Source organism: Methyloligella sp. GL2, assembly GCF_013341275.1.
GTDB lineage: Bacteria > Pseudomonadota > Alphaproteobacteria > Rhizobiales > Methyloligellaceae > Methyloligella.
Genome location: NZ_CP054476.1, coordinates 1,020,528 through 1,043,371 on the forward strand (window position 1 = coordinate 1,020,528; position 22,844 = coordinate 1,043,371).

19 protein-coding genes are annotated in these 22,844 nt (G+C 63.7%); 14 read left to right on the forward strand and 5 right to left on the reverse strand.

Annotation, left to right across the window (positions count from 1 at the left end; genetic code table 11):
- Window positions 1–43: 43 nt before the first annotated feature.
- The 10 genes from tolB to HT051_RS04890 all read left to right on the forward strand — a co-directional run bounded on the left by tolB (window position 44) and on the right by HT051_RS04890 (window position 12,333).
- Window positions 44–1,417 (forward strand): Tol-Pal system beta propeller repeat protein TolB, encoded by a 1,374-nt coding sequence (tolB, locus tag HT051_RS04845; RefSeq protein WP_174542871.1) that lies wholly within the window; start codon window positions 44–46, stop codon window positions 1,415–1,417.
- A 691-nt stretch (window positions 1,418–2,108) separates the two neighbouring features.
- Window positions 2,109–2,618 (forward strand): peptidoglycan-associated lipoprotein Pal, encoded by a 510-nt coding sequence (pal, locus tag HT051_RS04850; protein WP_174540985.1) that lies wholly within the window; start codon window positions 2,109–2,111, stop codon window positions 2,616–2,618.
- A gap of 209 nt (window positions 2,619–2,827) precedes the next feature.
- A complete protein-coding gene (tilS, locus tag HT051_RS04855; protein WP_208454387.1) occupies window positions 2,828–4,174 on the forward strand; it encodes a tRNA lysidine(34) synthetase TilS in 1,347 nt (448 codons plus the stop codon).
- Between the two features lie 209 nt (window positions 4,175–4,383).
- Entirely contained in the window at window positions 4,384–6,321 is a 1,938-nt protein-coding gene (ftsH, locus tag HT051_RS04860; RefSeq protein ID WP_174540987.1) for an ATP-dependent zinc metalloprotease FtsH, read from the forward strand.
- Between the two features lie 86 nt (window positions 6,322–6,407).
- Window positions 6,408–6,629, forward strand: coding sequence for a hypothetical protein (locus tag HT051_RS04865; RefSeq protein WP_174540988.1), 222 nt, complete (start codon window positions 6,408–6,410; stop codon window positions 6,627–6,629).
- Window positions 6,630–7,214 (forward strand): hypothetical protein, encoded by a 585-nt coding sequence (locus HT051_RS04870; RefSeq protein ID WP_174540989.1) that lies wholly within the window; start codon window positions 6,630–6,632, stop codon window positions 7,212–7,214.
- 7 nt (window positions 7,215–7,221) lie between these two features.
- On the forward strand, window positions 7,222–8,304 hold the full coding sequence (gene folP / locus HT051_RS04875) for a dihydropteroate synthase (RefSeq protein WP_174540990.1): 1,083 nt from the start codon (window positions 7,222–7,224) through the stop codon (window positions 8,302–8,304).
- Between the two features lie 210 nt (window positions 8,305–8,514).
- Window positions 8,515–9,861 carry a phosphoglucosamine mutase gene (gene glmM, locus HT051_RS04880; RefSeq protein ID WP_174540991.1) on the forward strand — a complete coding sequence of 449 codons (1,347 nt, stop codon included), beginning with the start codon at window positions 8,515–8,517 and terminating at the stop codon, window positions 9,859–9,861.
- A 352-nt stretch (window positions 9,862–10,213) separates the two neighbouring features.
- Complete coding sequence (locus HT051_RS04885; protein ID WP_174540992.1) at window positions 10,214–10,954, forward strand: outer membrane protein; 741 nt, start codon at window positions 10,214–10,216, stop codon at window positions 10,952–10,954.
- Between the two features lie 209 nt (window positions 10,955–11,163).
- The gene (locus HT051_RS04890; protein ID WP_174540993.1) at window positions 11,164–12,333 is read left to right on the forward strand and encodes a phosphoserine transaminase; all 1,170 of its coding nucleotides are present in this window, start codon (window positions 11,164–11,166) and stop codon (window positions 12,331–12,333) included.
- 18 nt (window positions 12,334–12,351) lie between these two features.
- Here HT051_RS04890 and HT051_RS04895 read toward each other — a convergent pair whose 3' ends face one another.
- On the reverse strand, window positions 12,352–12,564 hold the full coding sequence (locus HT051_RS04895) for a hypothetical protein (protein WP_174540994.1): 213 nt from the start codon (window positions 12,562–12,564) through the stop codon (window positions 12,352–12,354).
- Window positions 12,565–12,819: 255 nt separating this feature from the next.
- On the opposite strand from HT051_RS04895, the gene HT051_RS04900 reads away from it, so the two are divergent.
- The gene (locus HT051_RS04900; protein WP_174540995.1) at window positions 12,820–14,112 is read left to right on the forward strand and encodes an adenylosuccinate synthase; all 1,293 of its coding nucleotides are present in this window, start codon (window positions 12,820–12,822) and stop codon (window positions 14,110–14,112) included.
- A gap of 14 nt (window positions 14,113–14,126) precedes the next feature.
- Window positions 14,127–14,888, forward strand: a complete 762-nt coding sequence (locus HT051_RS04905) for an SDR family oxidoreductase (RefSeq protein WP_174540996.1) — start codon at window positions 14,127–14,129, stop codon at window positions 14,886–14,888.
- Window positions 14,889–15,464: 576 nt separating this feature from the next.
- On the opposite strand, the gene HT051_RS04910 is transcribed toward HT051_RS04905, so the two are convergent.
- Complete coding sequence (locus tag HT051_RS04910) at window positions 15,465–16,823, reverse strand: FAD-binding protein (protein WP_174540997.1); 1,359 nt, start codon at window positions 16,821–16,823, stop codon at window positions 15,465–15,467.
- A gap of 193 nt (window positions 16,824–17,016) precedes the next feature.
- On the opposite strand from HT051_RS04910, the gene HT051_RS04915 reads away from it, so the two are divergent.
- Window positions 17,017–18,387, forward strand: coding sequence for an NAD(P)/FAD-dependent oxidoreductase (locus HT051_RS04915; RefSeq protein WP_174540998.1), 1,371 nt, complete (start codon window positions 17,017–17,019; stop codon window positions 18,385–18,387).
- Window positions 18,388–18,671: 284 nt separating this feature from the next.
- Here the strand turns inward: HT051_RS04915 and HT051_RS04920 are convergent, their stop codons facing one another.
- Window positions 18,672–19,472: an SDR family oxidoreductase gene (locus HT051_RS04920; protein ID WP_174540999.1), complete on the reverse strand. Its 801-nt coding sequence runs from the start codon at window positions 19,470–19,472 to the stop codon at window positions 18,672–18,674.
- 188 nt (window positions 19,473–19,660) lie between these two features.
- Between HT051_RS04920 and HT051_RS04925 the strand changes: the two genes are divergently transcribed.
- Window positions 19,661–20,029 carry a hypothetical protein gene (locus tag HT051_RS04925; RefSeq protein ID WP_174541000.1) on the forward strand — a complete coding sequence of 123 codons (369 nt, stop codon included), beginning with the start codon at window positions 19,661–19,663 and terminating at the stop codon, window positions 20,027–20,029.
- 124 nt (window positions 20,030–20,153) lie between these two features.
- On the opposite strand, the gene HT051_RS04930 is transcribed toward HT051_RS04925, so the two are convergent.
- Window positions 20,154–21,722 (reverse strand): DHA2 family efflux MFS transporter permease subunit, encoded by a 1,569-nt coding sequence (locus HT051_RS04930; RefSeq protein WP_174541001.1) that lies wholly within the window; start codon window positions 21,720–21,722, stop codon window positions 20,154–20,156.
- On the reverse strand, window positions 21,719–22,813 hold the full coding sequence (locus HT051_RS04935; RefSeq protein ID WP_174541002.1) for an HlyD family secretion protein: 1,095 nt from the start codon (window positions 22,811–22,813) through the stop codon (window positions 21,719–21,721). The genes HT051_RS04930 and HT051_RS04935 overlap by 4 nt, the downstream gene beginning before the upstream one ends.
- Between the last annotated feature and the right edge of the window lie 31 nt (window positions 22,814–22,844).

Consider the following 22,844-nt stretch of genomic DNA (forward strand, 5'->3'; position numbering starts at 1 on the left):
GCGATTCCTTCAGCCGACGACCAGCAGGCACGATCTGAAGCCGATGCAGACACTCGATCACGTCCCGTCTTGCCGCAACGGCGCGCGTAGATGCACAAATCCCACGCGCCTGTTGCCGCTTTGCCTTCTTGCCACGTTTGCCGCGGCCGCTGGCCTGCCGGCGCCGGCCCATGCCCAGCTTGAGCTCAACATCACCCAAGGCACCATCCAGGCGGTGCCGATCGCCATCACCCCGTTCCAGACCGACGGTTCGATGGATCCGGCGGTGGCGCAGGAGATCACCAATGTGGTGGTCAACGATCTGGCTTCGTCGGGTCTGTTCAAGCCGATCGACCCGGCCGCTTTCATCCAGCGCGATCTCAGCACCGACCAGGCGCCGCGATTCCAGGACTGGCAGGTGCTTAACGCCCAGGCGCTGGTGGTGGGGCGGGTGGGCGCGCGCGACGGCCGTCTGGAGGCCGAATTCCGCCTGTGGGACGTCTATGCCGGAAAGCAGCTGGCCGGGGAGCAGTTCTTCACCCGGCCGAAGGATGCCAGGCGAATCGGGCATATCATCGCCGACACAATCTATGAGCGAATCACCGGCGAGAAGGGCTATTTCGACACCCGCATCGTCTTTATCGACGAGACGGGCCCGAAGGATAAGCGAATCAAGCGCTTAGCCATCATGGACCAGGACGGGCACAATGTCCGCCTGCTGAGCTCTGGGCAAAGCCTGGTGGTGACGCCGCGATTCTCTCCCTCGACCCAGGAAATCACCTACATGTCCTATGAGGAGGGCATGCCGAAGGTGTTTCTCCTGAACATCGAAACCGGGCAGAAGGAGATCGTCGGCAGCTTCCCGGGCATGAGCTTTGCGCCCCGATTCTCTCCCGATGGGCAGCGAATCATCATGAGTCGCGAGGAAAACGGCGCCGCCAACATCTTCACCATGGATCTGCGCAGCCGACAGATGAGCCGACTCACCAATACGCCGGCGATCGATACCTCGCCGTCCTACTCCCCCGATGGGCGCCAGATCGTGTTCACATCGGACAGGAACGGGCGCCAGCAGCTTTTCGTGATGAATGCCAACGGCTCCAACCAGCATGCGATCAGCGCCGGAAACGGCAGCTATTCAACGCCTGTCTGGTCGCCGCGCGGGGATTTGATCGCCTTCACCAAACAGGCGGGCGGACACTTCCTGATCGGGGTGATGCGGCCGGACGGGTCGGGCGAGCGGATCCTCACCGAGGGCTACCACAATGAAGGGCCGACCTGGGCGCCGAACGGTAGAGTCTTGATGTTCTTTAGAGAATCGCCTGGCCCGCAAGGCGGTCCCAGGCTCTATACGGTGGATCTGACGGGCTATAACGAGCGGCCGGTGCGCACGCCGTCCTTCGGCTCCGATCCGGCCTGGTCGCCGCTGATCAACTGAGCGTCCAGCAAGGGGCCCGTCCAGGGCTCTCAGAGCGGCGGGGATGCCCCGGCGCACTTGGCTGGCAAAAAAACCGCCAATTCTCAAAATAAGACAGCGGTTACCTAGCATTAACCATCTTGGCGCACTGTCCCATATTGGCTAGCATAGCCGCTCGCGGGGGGCCGAAGTTCAGCGTGGCATTTTCGCACCAACACCCGACAAAACGTTGGGTACGGCTAGTCCGTTCTTGATCTGGAGAGGGCACGCCGGTATTCCAAAATCTGGCTACTGCCGGTTAACCAAAGGAGAGAAGACCATGCAGGGTATGAAGGCTGTAATCATCGCAGTCACGCTCGCGACCGCCGCTGTCGCACTGGGCGGCTGCTTCCATCATCACGAGAAGGCTGTCATCACCGAGCCGCTGAAGTAGGCTGAAGACAGTTAATCGTGGTCGAGCAAGTTGCTCGCTAACGCGATCAAAGAAATTTTTCATCTTCGCAGGAATATTCCTGTCTGATGGATCTGGATGCCGGGACGCTGCAGGCTTAGGCCGTAGCGTCCCGGGCAGCCAGGTCTTTTTTTTATGCCTCGTTTCTGGCCTGCCCCGCAGTTCTGCCTCACCAGCGCCTTATGGCTAGGAAATCGTTAAGGATATAGGTCTAACGATTCCTAATTCAGGGCCGGGGGTTTGTGGGGAGTACATAACACCATGCGCATCAGGGAATTTACGCGGCATGCCGGCGCCATCGTCGGTGTGCTGGTTTTGGCATTCGCGCTCGGAGCCTGTGCCCGCAACGGCCAGCCGAAAGAGTATGGGCTGAGCGGCGGAAGCTCCGCGCGTCCCGGCACGACTCAGGACTTCGCCCAGAATGTCGGCGATGTGGTGCATTTCCAGACCGACAGCGTCAACCTCACGCCGGTCGCCCAGGATACGCTACGCAAGCAGGCCCGCTGGCTGAATCAGTATCCGCAATATTCCATCACGCTGCAGGGCCACGCCGATGAGCGGGGAACGCGCGAATACAATATCGCGCTCGGATCCCGCCGCGCCGTCGTGGTGCGCAACTTCCTGACCCAGCAAGGCGTGAACTCGGCGCGGATGCGGACCGTCTCCTACGGTAAGGAACGTCCCGTGGCCACTTGCGACAACATCTCGTGCTGGTCGCAGAATCGCCGCGTGCAGACCATCCTGAACACCAGAGGCATGGTCAGCCGCTAGGCTCGCCGGGAGATGCCGCGATTATCTCGCTCGACGCCGATCGGAGCCCGCCCGTCTTGCTTTGCCGGGCGGTTTGCCGTCATTAGTCTTCGGTAAGACGCATTTTCGCGAGCGAGAAGGGCTTTGCCCGAGCCATGGCCCGGCCAAGCACGACATCGACACCATCCAACCGAAACGCCGTTTCGGCGCCCTCCGGCGCCACGTCGGGCGTGTCTTCTCCGGTGCGCGGGGATGAGGCGGAAGCGCTGTTCGCCGGCCTTAGAGCCTCTCCGCGACTCGCTCTGGCCGTCTCCGGCGGAGCGGACAGCCTGGCGCTGTTTTATCTCGTCCATCGCTGGCGGCAGGCGCGCGATGCCGGGCCGGAGCTGAGCGTGCTCACCGTCGATCACGGGCTTAGGCCCGAATCGGCCGGCGAGGCGGCGATGGTGGCGGCGCTGGCGGCAAAGCTCGGCCTGCCGCATCGCACATTGCACTGGACCGATAGCGCGGGCGGCCCAGGGCTGCAGGAGCGGGCGCGGCAGGCGCGCTACCGGCTGATGGCCGGCTTCTGCCATGACAACGGCATTCCGGCGCTGCTCACCGCCCATCACCTGGACGATCAGGCCGAGACGGTGCTGATGCGGCTGAGGCGCGGCAGCGGGCTGGACGGACTCGCGGCGATCCCGGCGCAAGGCGATTGGGCGGGGATTACGATTCGCCGCCCCTTGCTCGATCTCCCCAAGGCGCGGCTGCAGGCGACGCTGCGAGAGGCGGGCATCGTCTGGGCGGAAGATGCCTCCAACCAGGACAGCCGGTTCGAGCGGGTGGATTTACGGCAACAGGGGCGTGCTTTGGCGGCACTCGGGCTGACGCCGGAGGCGCTGGGGCGGACGGCGCGGCGCCTGGCGCGGGCGCGCGATGCGCTGGAGGCGGAGACCGGCCGGTTTCTCGCCGATCATCTGCGCATCGATCCGCAAGCCGGCGCGGCGGGGTTTGCGGCGCTCTCCTTTGCCGCCTTGCGCGATGCGCCGGAGGAGGTCGCCTTGCGGGCGCTCTCGCGGCTGATCGCCATGATCGGGGGGCAGGAGCGGCCGGTGCAGCTTTCCAAGCTGGAGGCGCTACTTGCCGCTCTGAAAGCGGAGCCGGGCAAGACCCGCACGCTTGGCGGCTGCCGCCTGGCGCCGAAGCAGGAGGATTTGCGGCTATTCCGGGAAATCCGCCGGCCCGGCCTGCCGGTGATCCAGCTGCGGCCGGGCGATACCGCGTTATGGGACAATCGCTTCTATGTCGGGCTGGGCAGCGAGGCCAAACGGCCGGTCGAGGTGCGCGCGCTGGGTAAGGACGGACTTCTTGCCGCACAAGAGGCGTGCCCCTGGCTGGGTGCACTGCCGCGGGCGGCGGGCGCGGCGCTGCCATCATGCTGGCGCAATCGGCGGCTGGTATCGGTGTCATGCATCGGCTTGGAGCCGCCAGACGGCCAAAAAGCACCGTTTTTCACCGCCCGTTTCGTGCACGGGCCGGTTCGGCGCGCCGAATTGGTGGAAATCCCTCAAACTTTCGCGCAACCGCCGCGTTGAGAAAGCGTGCACCTCTTTGCATTAGGGTTGGGCTTGGAGTTTACTTGGCAAAGGAACCCTCGGTTCCTATCTTAACGCATGGTTAGCAAAGTTCTTTATGGGCGCGCGGCATATCTGCAAACTGCCGGTACAAGCCACGGTTGCGGCACTGGGCTCCAGGCCGCACCGATAAGAACGTCGCCATAGATCTTTCGTAAGTAGGGCAATCGATGAATTCGAACTTCCGAAACTTCGCAATCTGGGTCTTTATCGGTCTTCTGCTGATTGCCCTGTTCAACCTGTTTCAAAACCCAAGCAGTCATGTCAGCGGCAGCGAGATCAGCTTCTCGCAGCTCCTGAGCGACGTGGATAACGGCGCTGTGCAGGACGTGACCATCGCGGGCAACCAGATCTCCGGCCATTATTCGGACGGGCGGACGTTCCAGACCTACGCGCCGAACGATCCGGGCCTGGTCGAGCGTCTCTACCAGAAGGACGTGAAGATCACCGCCAAGCCGTCGGACGAGGATGTGCCCTCGCTGATGGGCGTGCTGGTCTCCTGGTTCCCCATGCTGCTTCTGATCGCGGTGTGGATCTTCTTCATGCGCCAGATGCAGTCCGGCGGCGGCCGGGCCATGGGCTTCGGCAAGTCGAAGGCCAAGCTCCTGACCGAGCGCCATGGCCGCGTCACCTTCGAGGATGTCGCCGGCGTGGGCGAAGCGAAGGAAGATCTGCAGGAGATCGTGGAGTTCCTGCGCGATCCGCAGAAATTCCAGCGGCTCGGCGGACGCATTCCGCGCGGCGCGCTGCTCGTCGGCCCTCCGGGCACGGGTAAGACGCTGCTGGCGCGGGCGGTTGCCGGCGAGGCCAATGTGCCGTTCTTCACCATCTCGGGTTCCGATTTCGTGGAGATGTTCGTCGGTGTCGGCGCGAGCCGCGTCCGCGACATGTTCGATCAGGCGAAGAAGAATGCGCCGTGCATCATCTTCATCGACGAGATCGACGCGGTCGGCCGTCATCGCGGCGCCGGTCTCGGCGGCGGCAATGACGAGCGCGAGCAGACCCTGAACCAGCTCCTGGTGGAGATGGACGGGTTCGAGGCCAATGAAGGCATCATCCTGATCGCCGCCACCAACCGGCCCGACGTGCTGGATCCGGCGCTGCTGCGCCCCGGCCGTTTCGACCGCCAGGTGGTGGTGCCGCGTCCCGACATTGTCGGTCGCGAGAAGATCCTCGGCGTGCATGTCCGCAAGGTGCCGCTGGCGCCGAATGTCGACCTGCGGGTGATCGCCCGCGGCACGCCGGGCTTCTCCGGTGCGGACCTCGCCAATCTGGTCAACGAGGCGGCCCTGCTGGCGGCCCGCCGCTCCAAGCGGCTGGTCACGCAGGGCGAGCTTGAGGACGCCAAGGATAAGGTGCTGATGGGCGCCGAGCGGCGTTCTATGGTGATGACGGACGAGGAGAAGATGCTGACCGCCTATCACGAGGGCGGCCACGCCCTGGTGGCGTTGCATCAGCCGTTCTCCGACCCGGTGCACAAGGCGACCATCATTCCGCGCGGCCGTGCGCTGGGCATGGTCATGCGCCTGCCGGAGCGGGATGTCCTTTCCCATACCCGCGGCAAGCTGATGGCCGACCTCACCGTCTCCATGGGCGGGCGCGTCGCCGAGGAGGTGATCTTCGGCTACGACAAGGTCACCTCGGGTGCGTCGTCCGACATCAAGATGGCGACCAATCTGGCTCGGGCCATGGTCACCCAGTTCGGCATGTCCGATAAGCTGGGGCCGCTCGCCTATGGCGAGAACGAGGAGGAGGTGTTCCTCGGCCATTCCGTGGCGCGACAGCAGAACCTCTCAGACGAGACCCAGGCTCAGGTCGATGAGGAGATCCACCGTTTCGTGGACGAGGCGCATGAGCGTGCGCGCAAGATCATCGACGAGAATCTCGACGATCTGCACACCATCGCCAAGGGCTTGCTGGAATACGAGACGCTGAGCGGCGAGGAGATCAAAGATCTCTTGAACGGCAAGCCGCCGCAGCGCGACTTCTCCGACGATGTGCCGTCCAAGCCGGCCTCCGGTTCCGCGGTTCCCGCCGCCGGGCGCGGCAAGAAGAAAAAGGGGCCGGAGCCGGGCACCGGCGGCATGGAGCCTCAGCCGCAGACTTAAGAATGCTGGATGGCTCCGAGCTTATTCCCGTCGTAAGCGATCTGGTCTAAGTTTGGAGCCATCAACTCAACGCCGCAGGACTCGATATGGCCAACAAGACGCTCTCTAGAGCAGCCAAGAACGGTACAAGCTTGGACCGTACAGGGGGGAAGCGCTACTTGTCCTCAAAGCGGGATGTTGTGCAATTCAAGGCTGCGGCGCGTGCCTATCTCGAAAAGCATGCGAAGAGCAAAGAACTGGCTTTAGAGGCACTTCAAGCTATGGGCATGGTCACTGCTAAGGGCCGTCTAACCAAACACTATCGCTAGGTGCATCGGCTCAGTACCAGCTTCATTCTCGGATATCATGGTTGCGACGAAAGCGTTGCAGAGCGCCTTTTAGGCGGGTCTGCCTTTCGTGCGAGCGAAAACGATTATGATTGGCTCGGCCCGGGAATCTATTTTTGGGAGAGCAATCCGCGCCGGGCACTGTCCTTTGCCAACGAAGTCAGCAAACGCAAGGGATCGGATATTCGTAAGCCGGCGGTCGTCGGTGCCGTTGTCGACTTAGGGCTGTGTCTCGACCTGGCATCGGAAGCCGGTATTGCGCAGCTGAAGGCCGCCTACAAAACGTTTGAGCGATTATGCGAAGTGGGCGGCGTCTCCATGCCCACCAATAGCGGTGGAGAAGACTCACTTTTTCGACGACTCGACTGTGCCGTCATTCAGCAATTCCACAACATTCGCTTAGAAAGCGAGGAACCTGCAGTCGACACTGTCAGGGGGTTCTTTATTGAAGGAGAGCCGATTTACCCAAGTGCCGGATTTCGCGACAAAGCTCACTGCCAAATCTGCGTCTGCAATCCGCTTCAAATCAAAGGCGTCTTCCGTGTCTCCCCGAGTGAACTAAAGTAGCGCACCTATGCCAAATCTCTATCTCCGGCCGCTGGGCTTTCTTTATGGAAGCCGCGCCGTTACCGCGATTGCCGATGGAGCCGCCTTGCCGCTTGCCGGCGGGCCGGCGGCCTTCACCCTTGCCGAGCTGATCGAGGGGGGGCCGGGCGATGCCAACCGGCGGCTGCTCAGTGCTTCGGAGCTCGCGCAAAGCGATGACGGCGATCTGGCGGCGTTGCTGGCGCAGGTGACGGGGCCGCGCGGGGCGATCGCCGGGCTGCCGGAAACGCGGCTCGCCGACGGCCGGCCGGTGCTGATGGGCATCGTCAACGTGACCCCGGACAGCTTTTCCGATGGCGGGCTCTACGACGAGACCGAGGGCGCCGTGGCGCATGCCGCGTCGTTGGTGCAGGCAGGAGCCGAGATCATCGATATCGGCGGCGAATCGACCCGTCCGGGGGCCGAGACCGTGCCGGGGGAGGACGAGCTCTCCCGCGTGGTCCCGGTGGTGGCCGAGCTTCGCGGCATCAAGGCGGCGATCTCCATCGATACGCGCAAAGCCGATGTGGCGCGGGCGGCGGCGGAGAAGGGGGCGACGATCTTCAACGACGTCTCCGCGCTGACGTTCGATGCCGACAGTCTTGCCACCGCCGCCGAGCTGGGACTCGAGGTCGTCTTGATGCATGCCCAGGGCGAGCCCAAGACCATGCAGCACAACCCGTCCTATGACGACGTGGTGCTGGAGGTTTACGACTATCTGGCGGCGCGTATCGGCGTTGCCATGGAGGCCGGCATTCCGCGGGAGAAGATCATCGCCGATCTTGGCATCGGTTTCGGCAAGACCATCGAGCATAATCTTGAGCTGCTCTCCCATGTCAGCCTGTTCCACGGGCTCGGCGTGCCGCTGTTGATCGGCGCTTCGCGCAAGAAGTTCATTCACGGCGTCTCGGGCGAGACCACGCCGAAGCGGCGGGAGCCCGGATCGCAAGCGGCGGGAATCGCCGCCGTCTCGCAAGGGGCGCAAATCTTGCGGGTGCATGACGTGGCCGGCGCCAAGCAATCGCTGGAGGTCTGGCGCGGCGCGGTCTATGGGCCGGACGAAAACGCCTGAAGCGCCTCCGAAACCCCGAAAACCAACGAAAAGCGCCAATGTTACAGGCTGCTAGCTCTGTAACGGTTGCTTACATGATTTGAACGCATACTGCGCGTTTCCGGCGCATAATCGGCGCAGTTCAGCGCCACAACTGCAGTGAGTCGCAATAACGTGGCGAAAACGAACAAATCCCAGAGGGACAGACACGGGAACGAGACGGGGGGCGACATGGCTCGCAACTATTTCGGCACCGATGGTATTCGGGGCAGCGCCAACAGCTATCCTATGACATCGGAAGTGGCACTTCGCGTCGGCATGGCGGCGGGGAAGCTGTTCACCAACGGCAATTACCGGCACCGCGTGGTGATCGGGAAGGATACCCGGCTATCCGGCTATATGATCGAATCGGCGCTGGTCTCCGGCTTCACCGCGGTGGGCATGGACGTGTTCCTGCTCGGTCCGATGCCGACCCCGGCGGTGGCGATGCTGACCCGCTCCTTGCGTGCCGATCTCGGGGTGATGATCTCCGCCTCCCACAATCCGTTCAACGATAACGGCATCAAGCTGTTCGGGCCCGACGGCTATAAGCTCTCCGACGAGGTGGAGAGCGAGATCGAGGCGCTGATGGATGGGGATATGTCTCCGCTTCTGGCGCCGCCGGAGATGATCGGCCGGGCGACCCGCATCGACAGCGCCTCGGAGCGCTATATCGAATTCGCCAAGCGCACCTTGCCGCGCAATCTGCGTTTCGACGGGCTGCGCGTGGTGATCGATTGCGCCAATGGTGCCGGCTACAAGGTGGCGCCCGCGGCGCTCTGGGAGCTCGGGGCCGAGGTGGTGCAGATCGGCGTGGAGCCGAACGGCCTCAACATCAACAAGGAATGCGGCTCCACTTCGCCCGAGGCGTTGGCCGATAAGGTGCGCGAGGTGCGCGCCGATATCGGGATCGCCCTGGACGGCGATGCGGACCGGGTGCTGATCATCGACGAGACCGGCAAGGTGGTCGACGGCGATCAGCTGATGGCGGTGATCGCCGAATCCTGGCTGAAGCGCGGGCGGCTCGCCGGCGGCGGCATCGTCACCACGGTGATGTCCAATCTCGGCCTGCAGAAGCATCTGGAAGCGCTTGGGCTCACAGTGGAGCGCACCCCGGTGGGCGACCGCTACGTCTCGGAGCATATGCGCCGCCACGGCTATAATGTCGGCGGCGAGCAGTCGGGCCATATGATCTTGTCGGATTTCTCCACCACGGGCGATGGGCTGGTCACCGCGCTGCAGATCCTGGCCGTGGTGTGCCAGAGCAAGAAGCCGGTGAGCGAAGTCTGCGAGCGGTTCGAGCCGCTGCCGCAGATCCTGGAGAATGTGGAATATTCCGGCGCCATCTCGCCGCTCGACAATGTCACGGTGGAGCGGGCGATCAAGGAAGCCAATGAGAAGCTGGGCAAGACCGGGCGTCTCGTGGTGCGCGCCTCGGGCACCGAGCCGGTGATCCGGGTGATGGGCGAGGGCGCCGATGCCGGGCTGGTGCAGAGCGTCGTCTCCGACCTGATTCAGGTGCTGAAAACAGCGGCTTAGGGCCGCAATCCGGCGATCCGCCAAGCAGGCGGCTAGTCGTTAACGAATCCTTTCCAAGTGTTTAATGGATTCTTACCAAGGTTCCGGCCTAACGGCCGGGACCTTTTGTTTTTGGTGCTGCAAGAGTTTCAAAACGAAATCTCTATTAGATCTCCATTAACCATTCCGCCGCATAGTCCCGTTTTGAGACAGCTGAGAACGCACCCGCTCCGTTGGGGAGCTTTGGCTGGAGAAAAAGGGGACGATCATGCGAAACACACGCTTGGTATTTGCTGCGTTGGCTTTTGTCGCGTGCCAGACCGCCGGCGCTCAGGCAGCCGATTTGGGCCTGCCGCCTCCGCCGCCTATGGCCATGGAAGCACCGCCGCCGATGATGCCGGTGGTCGACGATTGCTGCACCGACGACACGGGCTGGTATTTCCGGGGTTTCCTCGGCACCACCAATTACGATCTGGACCGGATCAGCAACCCGGCCTTCGACACTGCCGACTTCACCTTCTTCGATCTGGGCTATGAGTCGTCGGGCTTCGGCGGCCTCGGTGTCGGCTGGAAGTTCAACAACTGGCTGCGCTTCGACACCACCTGGGAATATCGCAGCAAGTCGACTTTCCACGGTCTGGACCGCTATGTCGGGCCCGGCTTCTCCGGCACCAATCAGTACCAGGCGACGATGAAGTCCTGGGTCTGGATGAACAGCCTCTATTGGGATGTGTTCTGCTGGAACGGCTTTAAGCCCTATGTCGGCGCCGGTATCGGCTATGCGGCCAACTACATCGACGACTTCTCCGACATTAACACGCCCAATCTCGGCGTTGCTTACGGCGACGGCCACCGGGAAGGCAACTTCGCCTGGTCCGTCACTGCCGGTCTCGGCTATCAGGTCAACAACCGTGTGACCCTGGACCTGGCCTATCGCTACCTGGATCTGGGCGAGGCCATGAGCGGCAATATCCGCGCCTATGACGGCAGCGGCGGCGTGGCCGAGGGGCTGAAGTTCGAGGATGTCCATTCCCACGATCTGATGCTCGGTGTCCGCTACAAATTCGGCGGCTGCTGCGATCAGCCGGTGGCGATGCCTGTCGCTTTCAAATAAGCGCGAGGCTCTTAAAGAGCCGCCAGAAAATCCAAGACCGCCTGTCGTCCAAACGACGGGCGGTTTTTGCGTTTGCGGCGGGTTGAAGCTTGCCGTTCGTCGCGCCGCGCCCGATGACGCTTGACGGACTTATCATGTCGCATATATGGCGATTGGACCGACGGGCCCGCTGATGCCCCACGATTTCATTTTAGAGTGAGGCATGTGCCATGACCGCTAAGCCGACACGGCGTCCGGCCAATCCGCGTTTTTCCTCCGGCCCCTGCACCAAGCATCCGGGCTGGTCGTTGGAATTCCTCGCCGGGGCTGCGCTGGGCCGCAATCACCGCTCCAATGTCGCCCATGCCAAGATGCAGCTGGCGCTGGAGAAGAGCCGCGAGGTCTTGCAGCTTCCCGACGATTATCTGATCGGCATGGTGCCGGCCTCCGATACCGGCGCCATGGAGATGGCGATGTGGTCGCTGCTGGGGCCGCGCGGCGTCGACGTGTTGGCCTGGGAGGCGTTCAGCGCCGATTGGGTCACCGATATCGTGGAGCAGCTCAAGCTGAACCAGGTGCGCTCCATTCTGGCGCCCTATGGCGAGCTGCCGGACCTCTCTCAGGTGGATTTCACCCGCGATGTGGTGTTCGCCTGGAACGGCACCACCTCCGGCGTGCGGGTGCCGAATGGCGACTGGATTCCCGACGACCGCGAAGGGCTGACCATCGTCGATGCGACCTCGGCAATCTTCGCGCAGGAGATCGACTGGTCGAAGATCGATGTCGCCACCTATTCCTGGCAGAAGGTGCTTGGGGGCGAAGCGGCGCACGGCATGCTGATCTTGTCGCCGCGGGCGGTGGAGCGGCTTGAGAGCTATACGCCGCCTTGGCCGCTGCCGAAGATCTTCCGCCTCACGCAAGACGGCGTCCTGATGAAGGAGATCTTCGAGGGCTCGCCGATCAACACCCCGTCGCTGCTGTGCATCGAGGATTATCTCGATGCACTTTCCTGGGTGGAGAGCATCGGCGGTTACGCGGCCACCATGGCGCGGAGCGATGCCAATGCCGGCGTGATTGCCGCCTGGGCCGAAGAGACGCCTTGGGTGGATTTCCTGGCTGTCGATCCGGCGACGCGCTCCAATACCGGCGTTTGCCTGAAGCTTGTCGATCCGGACGTGCTGGCCTTGCCGGCCGAACAGCAGGCGGCGTTGCCGAAGGAGATGGCGGCGCTGCTGGATACGGAGAACGTTGCCAAGGATATCGCCGCCTATCGGACCGCACCGCCCGGCTTGCGCATCTGGTGTGGGGCGACGGTAGAGAAGAGCGACGTCGAGCTTTTGATGCCGTGGTTGGAATGGGCCTTCGCCGAGGCCAAGCGGAGCCTCGCCAAAGCGGCGTAATGGCTCCGCCTCGTTTGCCTAGCTTTGCTCGGCAGGCGCTTGGTGGTGGCGTTGGTAGAACCGGTCGAAGAGATGGGTCTGCTTCTGCGTCACCGTCGGCGCGCCGCCATAGGGGCAGGTGTCGGGATTCGGCGCTTCCATGCAGTGCGGAATGACCGCCAGGGCCGGTGTTGCGGCCGCGCCGGTCAGGACCGCTGCGGAGGCAAGTCCAATCATCAGTTTTTTGAGCATCGGTCTTCTCCCTAGCTTGCCGGGCGTCCCCAAGACACCCGTATAAAGGGAAGCGTGGCGGGGTTCGGCCCGTTCCGCGCGCGGGCCTTCGCTTGACAATTTGTCGCACCCTTACGCCGCTCCTGCGCCGCATGCGACGGCGGGTCCGCCCGCTGCTCCAATGAGCGCACTCGCATCTGATCCGGCCACGCGCTATAACGCGTCACGGCCCCGGGACCTGCGGGGCCGTTTTGGTGTCAGCCGGAGGCAGAAAAAGTGGCCAATGTGGTGGTCGTCGGCTCGCAATGGGGCGACGAAGGCAAGGGCAAGATCGTCGATTGGCTCTCGGAGCGTGCCGATGTGGTGGTGCGGTTCCAGGGCGGACATAACGCCGGTCATACGCTGGTGATCGACGGGGTGACCTACAAGCTCTCGCTACTTCCCTCCGGCGTCGTCCGTTCCAGCAAGCTGTCGGTGATCGGCAATGGCGTGGTCGTCGACCCATGGGCGCTGGCCGAGGAGATCGACAAGCTTAAGGACCAGGGCGTTGCGATCTCGCGGGAGAATTTGCGTCTGGCGGAGAACGCCACGCTGATTCTGCCGCTGCACCGGGAGCTTGATGCGTTCCGCGAGGCAGCCGCCGGCGCCGGCAAGATCGGCACCACCAAGCGGGGCATCGGTCCGGCTTACGAGGATAAGGTCGGGCGGCGCGCGATCCGGGTCATGGATCTGCAGGATCTCAGCGCGCTGAAGCCGAAGATCGAGCGGGTGCTGGCGCATCACAATCCGCTGCGCCGCGGGCTCGGCCAAGACGAGATCAATACCGACGAGCTGTGCAATCAGCTGACCGGGATCGCAGACCGCATCCTTCCCTATATCGATACGGTGTGGGCGCTGCTGGACAATGAGCGCCGGACCGGAAAGCGCATCCTGTTCGAGGGCGCGCAAGGCACGCTGCTGGATATCGACCACGGCACCTATCCCTTCGTCACCTCGTCCAACACCGTCGCTGCCCAGGCCGCGACCGGCTCCGGCGTCGGACCGAGCTCGATCAACTACGTGCTCGGCATCACCAAGGCCTACACCACGCGGGTGGGCAGCGGGCCGTTCCCGACCGAGCTGACCGACGAGACCGGCAAGCTGCTCGGCGAGCGCGGGCACGAGTTCGGCACGGTGACGGGCCGGGCGCGGCGCTGCGGCTGGTTCGATGCCTGTCTGGTGCGTCAGGCGGCCAAGGTCGGCGGTATCGACGGGATCGCGCTGACCAAACTCGACGTGCTGGACGGCTTGCCCGAGCTGAAGGTTTGCACCGGCTACCGGCTGGACGGCGAGGTGGTCGACCATCTGCCGGCAGGGCAGGCGGCGCAGCTGCGGGTCGAGCCGATCTACGAGACCATCGAAGGGTGGACGGAAACCACCCAGGGCGCGCGCTCCTGGGCGGAGCTGCCGGCAAAATGCATCAAATATGTCAAACGGTTGGAGGAGCTGATCGAGGTGCCGGTGGCGCTTGTCTCGACCAGCCCGGACCGAGAGGACACCATTTTGGTGCATGATCCTTTCGAGGATTGAGGGGGGCTTGAGCCTTGGCCGAGAAGAGCTGGAAAGTTGCGTGGATCACGGGCGCGAGCGGCGCGATTTGCGGCGAGCTTGCCCAGCGATTGGCGGCAAGCGGCGTTAAGATCGCCGCGACGGCGCGCCCCTCGGAGCGGCTCACCGAGCTCGCTGAGGCACATGCCAATATCACCGCCTATCCGGCGGATATGCGCGATCCGGCCGAGTTGAAACGCTGCGTCGAAAAGATCGAAGCCGAGCTCGGACCTATTGATCTGATGATCGCCGGGGCCGGCATGTACGAGCCGTTCGACGTGCATGCGATCGATCTGGAAGGCTTCGCCGACACGATGGAGCTGAACGTCACCGGGCTGATGAACACCATCGCCGCGGTGCTGCCCGCCATGCTGGCGCGACGGTCCGGCCATGTGACGCTGATGGGATCGCTGTTCGGCTATTCCGGCTGGCCGGGGAATGGCGGCTACGGCGCCAGCAAGGCGGCGGTGATCAATCTCGCCGAGAGCCTGAAGCTGGAATTGAAGGGGACCGGCGTCGATCTCACCCTGGTCAGCCCCGGCTTCGTGAACACCAATCTCAATGCGTCCTACAAGGGCAAGAAGCATTTCGTGATGAGCCCACAGCGCTGCGCCAAGCAGATCCTGAAGCGGCTCGACCGGCGCCCCTACGAGATCGCCTTCCCGATCCAGGTGGCGCTGTTCCTCAAATTTGCGCGTGCCATGCCGCACGCCATCGGTTTCGCCATGATCCGCGCTTTCATCAAGGCGATGGGGTAGGGAGAGGTCGGCCTATCAATCATGTGTCATGCCCGGCCTTGTGCCGGGGATCCATGACCACCGACTGGGTGAGTTAACCTCGGCCGGTGTTCGTGGATCACCGGGACAAGCCCGGTGATGACGCGCTTTGCTCGCCGAAATCCGATGTTGTGATGTTCGGCACCTCTCCACGATCATTCGTCACCCTCGGGCTTGACCCGAGGGTCCATGCCATTGCCGTGCCGCTTGCGCCCGTCCTCACGATGAACCGCTGACCGCGCCGAGAGGTAACGGCGTGGATGCCCGAGACCTTTTTGCGCTACCGCGCTTCGCGCTACTTGAGCGCGTCCGGGCATGACGACGGAAGGATTCGCTGAGGGACGGGGCCCCACCCAAGGCGTCGCCCTAAAGCAATTCGCGGAAGCGCGAGCGCGTGCCCGGGCATGGGAGTCCTTGGCAACGCTCGGGCCTTCACCCTTCGAGACGCGAGCTGCGCTCGCCCTCAGGATGAGGAGAGAGGTTAGCGGCTGTGTCGCTCCTCATGGTGAGGGCGCTTGGCGGAACGCCAAGCGCGTCTCGAACCATTGAGGCCCAGACTTAAAGCAGATCGCGGAAATAGTCGTCCATCAGGCGGTCGTCGGGATCGGCGGCCTGGCGGGCGGCTTTGAACTCGGCGATGCGTTCTTCGCCGAACGCCTTATGCACCTGATCGTGAGTCAGGAACGGCGTCTGATTGAACAGCGGCGTGCCGCCATGCTCGCTGCAGAAGACGTTGTAAACTTTCAGGAATTCTTCCCAGGCCTTGCCGCCGGTGGAGGCCGGATCGATGCTCAGGCTCGGCCCGTTCCAGCAATAGGAGAAGAGCGCGTTGCGGTCCTGGGCGATGGAATAGCCGACGCTCGGCAGGTTGGTGCGGTAGCCGGTCTTCTTCTCGTATTCGATCAGGAAGTCGCAATAGGCATCGAGGATGTCGAAGAAGCCTTCCTGCGGGAAAGCCCACATGGAGAAGATGTAGCGGTTCAGCCCGGGATCGCGCGGATAGTTGATGATCTGGGCGTGGGGCCAGGTCTTGTCGCCGCCGACCAGGCGGGAGAGCCCGAGACGGATCAGGCCGAAATGCACGCTGTCGAGAAAGGCGCGGACCTTCTGATTGGGCGCCCATTCCTCGATCTTGCGGGTGATCAGCGGATCGTATTTGCGCCAGAAGCGGTTGCGGTATTTCCAGCGATATTCCTGTTTCGGCGTCTCGTCGGGATTGTCTTTCTTCAGCTCCACCACGACGCGCTTGTCGTAGGGGAAGATGTAATACATCACCGCGCAGCCATCGGCCTTGTACTGGGGAAAGCGCTCGCGGAATTCCTGCAGAGAAACGTTGCGGTGGCGCAGCCACAGCGCCTTGGTCGGGCGGACGCGGATGGTGAGCTCGAAGACGATGCCGAGCAGGCCGTAGCTCGAGCGCATCAGGAACATCTCGTGCGGATCGTCCTTCTCGTTGATGGAGCGGATCTCGCCTTTCGGCGTCACATAGCGCATGGCGGTGACGTAGGAGGAGATCTGACCGAGCTCGCCGGGAAAGGAAGAATCCTTGGTGGCGGCTGTGGCCATGGCGCCGAGGGTCACATTGCCGATCTCGGTCATGATGTGAAATTGCAGCCCGTGCTTCTTCAGCTCCAGGGCCAGCGGCTGGAAGGAGATGCCGGGCTCGACGGTGACGGTCTCCTTGCCGATCTCGATGATGCGGTTCATGGCCTTCATGTCGACCATGGTGCCTTCGTCGCCGTTCATGCGGGCGGTGGAGTGCATGGAGCCGGCCGGGCGCACCGGCGACGGGAAGCGCTCCTTGTCGGTGATGATCTCGACCAGATCTTCGACAGTGTTCGGCGTCACCAGGACCTTGGGGCTGTAATCCCAGGTTCCGTCCCAGCTCTTGATCTTGACGTCGCGGCGAATGTCCATGTTTTCCCCCCAACAAATCCGCAGCGGACCTTAAAGCAAAGCTACAGCGCTGCCATCCCCTGTCACGCGGCGTTTCTGCCGCAGGCGGTGCGCCCCTGCGGCAAGGGATTGGGGTGCGCGAGAGGGCTCGGCCATGCTATGGGAGAGCCACCCGTTTGACGGGCGGGGAGGATGGGAAGGCACGCATCTCGCCATGACTGAAGGGATCGCTGAAAAGCGCTATTGCATCATCGGCGCCGGGGCTTCCGGCCTGCCCGTGGCCAAGAGCCTAGCGGAGCGGAATATTGCGTTCGACTGCTTCGAGGCCTTGGGCGATGTGGGCGGGATCTGGAACCCGGAAAGCCCGCACCGGGTCTATGGCTCGACCTATCTGAACTCCTCGCAGAAGCTTTCCCGCTATACCGACTTCAACTTCGCCGAGGGGCTGCCGCATTATTTGAGCGCGGCCCAGGCGCAGGAGTATTTGCGCGCCTATGCTCGGCATTTTGGGCTCTACGACAAGATCAGCTTCAACTCCGAGGTGGCCCGCGCCGAACGGGTCGACGGGCGCTGGCAGGTGACGCTGAAAGGCGAGAGCGAGCCGCGCATCTATGACGGGCTGGTGGTCGCCAACGGCCATCACTGGTCGCCGAAAATGCCGAGCTATCCCGGCACGTTCGACGGCGAGATCCTGCACTCCCATGACGTGAAGTCGAAGGAACAGCTCCGGGGCAAGCGCGTTGTGGTGGTCGGGGCCGGAAATTCGGCCGTGGATATTTTGTCGGATGCGGCGCTGGACGGGGCGGCGGCGATCCACTCCATGCGGCGAAGCTATTACTTCTTCCCCAAGATGGTGTTCGGCCGGCCGACGGACCGGTTCATCGATCTCACCAGCCGCTGGCCGCTGCCGCGCAGCTTCATGCGCTGGCTGTACAAGACCGGGATGCTGGTGCTGGTCGGCAGCCACAAGGCTTACGGCCTGCCGGCGCCCGATCACGGGCTGTTCGAGCAGCATCCCACCGCCTGCACCACCTATCTCGATCACGTGGTGCATGGGCGCGTCCGGGTGCATCCGGGCATTGTGCGGCTGGACGGCAAGACGGTGCATTTCACCGATGGCAGCGCGGAGGCGGCGGATCTGATCGTGCTCGCCACGGGCTACGATCTCAGCTTCCCGTTCTTGGATAGCTCATACATTCTGGATGCCGAGGGGCGCTCGAAGCTGTTCATCCATACCTTCCACCGGGAGCTGGACGATTTCTTCGTCGCCGGCCTGTTCGAGCCGGCGGAAGGGGGCGTGTGGCAGCTCGCCGATTATCAGGCCAAGCTGATTGGCAGCTTCCTGGTGGCGCTGGCGCGCGATTCCGAGAAGGCCGATTGGTTCAGAAAGCTGAAGCGGGACGGGCATCCGGATATCGGCCACGGCATCGCCTATCAGGGCACTGCCTGGCACAAATTCGAGATCCAGCATTACCGCTTCCGCAAATATATGAAGGGCCTGCTGGAGCGCTTCGGACGGGCGTCCGAGGAGACCGTGGACGGCGCACCTCTGCCGGACGAGAAGGCGCAGCAGGAGGCGGCTTAGGGGGCCCGGGCTTCACCCCGTCATCACGATCATTCGTCACCCTCGGGCTTGACCCGAGGGGCCATGCCGTTGCCGTGCCGCTCGCTCCCGTCTTTACGATGAATCGTTGACCGCGCCGCGAGGTAACGGCGTGGATGCCCGGCGCATCCTTTTGCGCTAACACGCTCCGCGCTACTTGAGCGGGGCCGGGCATGACGACGACAGAGAGAGGCGTAGGGGCCGTGCGTCCCTCATGTCTCGCTTCGCTCGCCCGAGGATGACCGATGTTTGAATGGCGCTGCCCCTCACGCCTTCCGCTTCGCCCGCTTCGAGGCCTTGCGCAGCTGGCTGGCGACGAGGTTGGGGAAGAGCGCGTTCAGCACGAACAGGGCGCGGAACAGGCCGGGCTTCACGATCTGGTTCTTACGGGCTTCCAGCCCGGTGACGATGGCCTTGGCGGCCTCGTCCGGCGTCAGCGTCGGGAACAAGGTCTGATTGGTCTCCGGCATGTTCTCGCGGCTGCCGGGATTGTGCTCCCAATAGGGGGTCTCCACCGTGCCGAGCACGATCAGGCTGACGCCGATCCCGTGCGGCTTCATCTCGCTGCGCAAGCCATCGGCCAGCCCCTTCACCGCGTGGCGGGCGGCGATGTAGCAGGTGGCGTTGGGCCAGGCGAGATAGGAGGCGGGCGAGGAGACGAAGCCGATCTGGCCGCTGTCTGCCTCGATCATCGCCGGCAGCAGGGCGCGGGTGAGGTAGACGCCGGCCAGATACGGCACCGCGATCATGGCTTGGGCCTCTTCGGCGCTGGTCTCGATCAGCGGAATCCAGCGTCCGACACCGGCATTGTTGATCAAGAGATCGGGCGGACCGCCGCGATCCAGCACGGTCTTGGCGGCCTCGCCGGCCGCATCTGAGTCGGCAAGATCGGCGACCACGATCTCGGCGCTGCCGCCTCCCTCCCGGATGTTGCCGGCGATCTGCTCGAGCCGCTCCTGGTTGCGCGCTAGCAAAATCAGACGCGCGCCGCGGGCGGCGAAGGCCTTGGCCGCCGCCGCACCGATGCCGCTGGACGCGCCGGTGACCAGAACCCGCTTGTAAGCCATTGATTTCTCGCCTCTTTCGGAAGCGCTCAAGAAGTCGGTCCGCGGCGGCCGGCGGCCTCCCACACCCTGTGGCGGAAACGTTACAGTCGTGCAGGAATGTGGCTACACCCTAGGGAAGCAAGCTGCCAAGAATTCCCGCCCGAGATATCTTACCGACTCTTCTTTCTAGCTAACAGGGGGAGCGGTTGATGAGCTCGTTCGGGCGCGCCTTGGTTGTGGCGCTATTGTTTGCAGGAGCTGGCGTTGGGCTGAGTGCACCGGCGGCAGCGCGGTGTGTCGGCGTTTCCGGCACGGCTGACGGTTTCGATAAGCAGACGGCGGTGACCCGCGCGCAAGCCGCGGTGGTCGAGTCGGTCAACGACATCAAGGCGAAATACCGGGTCCGCTCGGTGAGCCTGGCGCCGCGCAAGATGAAGCCGCAGCCCTATTGGCGGTCGGAGGTTCCGGCGGATGTCTATGTAAAGCCGGATATCATCACCCGCTCCACGCATACGGTTTGCTGGCACGGCGTGGTTTCGCCTTATGTCTGCACCTCTGGCGCACGGGTCTGCTTCTAGGACCCTTCGCCAAATTCCTATGGTCGTACGACCCTCGGAAGTTTCCGCTTCCGGGGGTTCTTTTTTGACTGTCGCGGGGAGAGGCGCATGCGCTCCAAAGCGCGGGGCGGTCTAGCCGGGCGGCTTAGCCGGCGCCGGCGAGCACGGGGGTGCCGATCTTCGGGCGCTTCATCAAGAGCACCAGCGGCAGGATGGCGAAGGTCACGATGCCGATGAACCAGAACAGATCGACGAAGGCGATCAGCGCGGCCTGGCGGGCGATCTCGCCGCCGATCAGCGCAAGCGACTCCGCCGAGTTGGGATCGAGCCCGGCCTTGTCGAGATAGCTCGGCACTTCCGGGTTGAACGGGGTCACGTGGCTGGCGAGCTGACTCCAATGGATCTGGCCCTGGCGGGCGAGCAGCCAGCTGACCACGGCGATGCCGAGGGAGGAACCGATGCCGCGGGTTAGGGCGAAGAGGCCGGAGGCCTCGTCCAGCCGCTCGCGCGGGATATTGCCGAAGGCCACGGTGGTGAGCGGCACGAAGAACAGCCCCATACCGATACCGGCGATGACGCCGGGGAAGGCGATGGCGAAGGCGTCGGCCTGCAGGGTCAGATTGGCCAGCATCATGGATCCGATGGCGGACAGAATGATGCCGACGGAGACCAGCAGCCGCGGATCGAAATAGCGCAAAAGCACCCGCCCGGTCAGGGCCAGCACGAAGGCGGAGGCGATGGCCCGCGGCATGAACAGCATGCCGGCGCTCATCGGCGGATAGCCCATCAGCCGCTGCACCAGAAGCGGCAGCAGAGCGACGGTGCCGAACAGGGTGACGCCATAGGCCATGATGGCCAGAAGCCCGGCGAGGAAGTTGCGGTCCTTGATCAGCGACAGATCGACGATGTTGTCCGGCTTGGACCAGCCGCGCATGAAGAAGGCCGCGCCGCCAAACACGGCAATGCCGGTGAAGAACTGGATGACATGGCTGTCGAACCAGCCGCGGGTCTGGCCCTGATCCAGCACGAATTGCAGCGAGCCGATGGAGAACACCAACAATAAGAGCCCGGTCCAGTCGGTCTTCAGCTTATGGGTGGGCGATTGCGGCAGATGGCCGGCGGCCAGGAACAGGGCGAACAGGCCGAGCGGCACGTTGATGTAGAACACCGAGCGCCAGATGAAGGTCTCGGTCAGCCAGCCGCCGAGGGTCGGGCCGAGCACCGGCGCCACCATGATGCCGACGCCGAAAATGGCGAGCGCCTGGCCGTGCTTCTCGCGCGGGAAGGCATCAAGCAGGATGGCCTGGCTGAGCGGCACCAGCGGGGCGCCGCAGACGCCTTGCGCCAGGCGGAACACCACCATGCTCTCCAAGTTCCAGGCCATGCCGCACAGCGCCGAGGTGATGACGAAGCCGATGATCGAGCTGGTCAGCAGCCGGCGGCGGCCGATGCGTCTGGAGAGAAAGCCGGTGAGCGGCATCACCACGGCGGAGGCGACCAGATAGGAGGTCAGCACCCAGGTGATCTGATCCTGGGTGGCGCCGAACGCGCCCAGCATATGGGGCGTCGCCACGCTCACGATGGTGATGTCGAGGACTTCCAGGATGGCGGTGAGGACCACCGCCACGACGAGCGCGACCGAGGGCTTCGGATGCGGTCCCTCCTCTTCGAGAGGAACCAGCGGATTACCGGCCTCCGCGGTCGCTTCGGTCATTGCGCCGCCTGGCCGGAATCGCCCGTGGCGCTGCCGTTATCCCGGCCGTCGGTGGTGTCGACGGTCACGGTGGCGCTGGCGCCGACGCGCAGGGGCTTACCCGGCTCGGCTTGCGGATCGTCGATGCGCACCCGCACGGGGAAGCGCTGGGTCACCTTCACCCAGTTGCCGGAGGCGTTTTCCGGCGGCAGCACCGAGAAGGTGGCGCCGGAGCCGGGGCTGATGCTGTCGACCGTGCCCTTGAAGGTCACGCCGGGATACATGTCGAGCTTGATATCGGCGCTCTGCCCGCGATGGATGCGGGCGATGTCGGTCTCTTTGAAGTTCGCGTCCACCCACCATTGATCGCCCTCGATAATGGCGAAGACCGGGCGGCCTTGCTGTAGCGCGCTGCCGGGGCGGATATTGACGGTGGACAGGGTGCCGCCGGAGGGGGCGAGGATATGGGTCTTCACCCGGTCGTGCACCGCCTTCTGCAGCTGGGCGGCGGCAGCGCGGAGCTTCACGGTCGGGGTGCTGATTTCGATATTGGCGTCTTGCGCGGCGATGAAGGCTTTCTCTGCCGCCTTGTAGTCGTCGAGCGCCGTGTCCCAGGCCTGCTCGGCGCCGGCGAGGTCGCCGCTGGAGGTGCTGGCCGGATCGCGCGCCGCATCCTTGGCCTTCTGATAGGCCGCCAGGGCCTCGTCGAGGGCGCTGCGCTTGGCGGTCATATCCTCGGCCGCCTTCTTCAGATCGTCGGCCGCCGTGCCGGAAGCTTCCACCGTCGCATCGAACTGGGCCTTGGCGCCGCGCAAAGCTGCATCATAGAGGCTGGGATCGAGATCGAAGAGCGGGTCGTTGGCCTTCACCACCTCGTCGGTATCGACATAGACGGCGGAGACCACACCGCTCACCTCCGGCGCAACGCGCACGATCTCCGAGCCGACATAGGCATTCTCGGTGCTCGGGTAATAGATGCGGTACTGCCAAAAGCCGAGGGCGCCGCCGATGGTCACGACGATCAGCACCAGAAGTGCGATCCAACGCGCCCTGACCGAGAAGGTGCCGGACGAAGCCTCAGATTCAGATTCGGTCGAAGCGTCTTTGGTCACTTCCGTCTCAGCCTCGTTAATGAAGGAGAAG

Excerpts from the sequence above, each read along its gene's own strand:
- tolB (WP_174542871.1), top strand. The coding sequence starts at position 44 with ATGCAGACACTCGATCACGTCCCGTCTTGCCGCAACGGCGCGCGTAGA.
- pal (WP_174540985.1), top strand. The coding sequence starts at position 2,109 with ATGCGCATCAGGGAATTTACGCGGCATGCCGGCGCCATCGTCGGTGTG.
- ftsH (WP_174540987.1), top strand. The coding sequence starts at position 4,384 with ATGAATTCGAACTTCCGAAACTTCGCAATCTGGGTCTTTATCGGTCTT.
- HT051_RS04865 (WP_174540988.1), top strand. The coding sequence starts at position 6,408 with ATGGCCAACAAGACGCTCTCTAGAGCAGCCAAGAACGGTACAAGCTTG.
- folP (WP_174540990.1), top strand. The coding sequence starts at position 7,222 with ATGCCAAATCTCTATCTCCGGCCGCTGGGCTTTCTTTATGGAAGCCGC.
- glmM (WP_174540991.1), top strand. The coding sequence starts at position 8,515 with ATGGCTCGCAACTATTTCGGCACCGATGGTATTCGGGGCAGCGCCAAC.
- HT051_RS04885 (WP_174540992.1), top strand. The coding sequence starts at position 10,214 with ATGGAAGCACCGCCGCCGATGATGCCGGTGGTCGACGATTGCTGCACC.
- HT051_RS04890 (WP_174540993.1), top strand. The coding sequence starts at position 11,164 with ATGACCGCTAAGCCGACACGGCGTCCGGCCAATCCGCGTTTTTCCTCC.
- HT051_RS04895 (WP_174540994.1), bottom strand. The coding sequence starts at position 12,564 with ATGCTCAAAAAACTGATGATTGGACTTGCCTCCGCAGCGGTCCTGACC.
- HT051_RS04910 (WP_174540997.1), bottom strand. The coding sequence starts at position 16,823 with ATGGACATTCGCCGCGACGTCAAGATCAAGAGCTGGGACGGAACCTGG.
- HT051_RS04915 (WP_174540998.1), top strand. The coding sequence starts at position 17,017 with ATGACTGAAGGGATCGCTGAAAAGCGCTATTGCATCATCGGCGCCGGG.
- HT051_RS04920 (WP_174540999.1), bottom strand. The coding sequence starts at position 19,472 with ATGGCTTACAAGCGGGTTCTGGTCACCGGCGCGTCCAGCGGCATCGGT.
- HT051_RS04925 (WP_174541000.1), top strand. The coding sequence starts at position 19,661 with ATGAGCTCGTTCGGGCGCGCCTTGGTTGTGGCGCTATTGTTTGCAGGA.
- HT051_RS04930 (WP_174541001.1), bottom strand. The coding sequence starts at position 21,722 with ATGACCGAAGCGACCGCGGAGGCCGGTAATCCGCTGGTTCCTCTCGAA.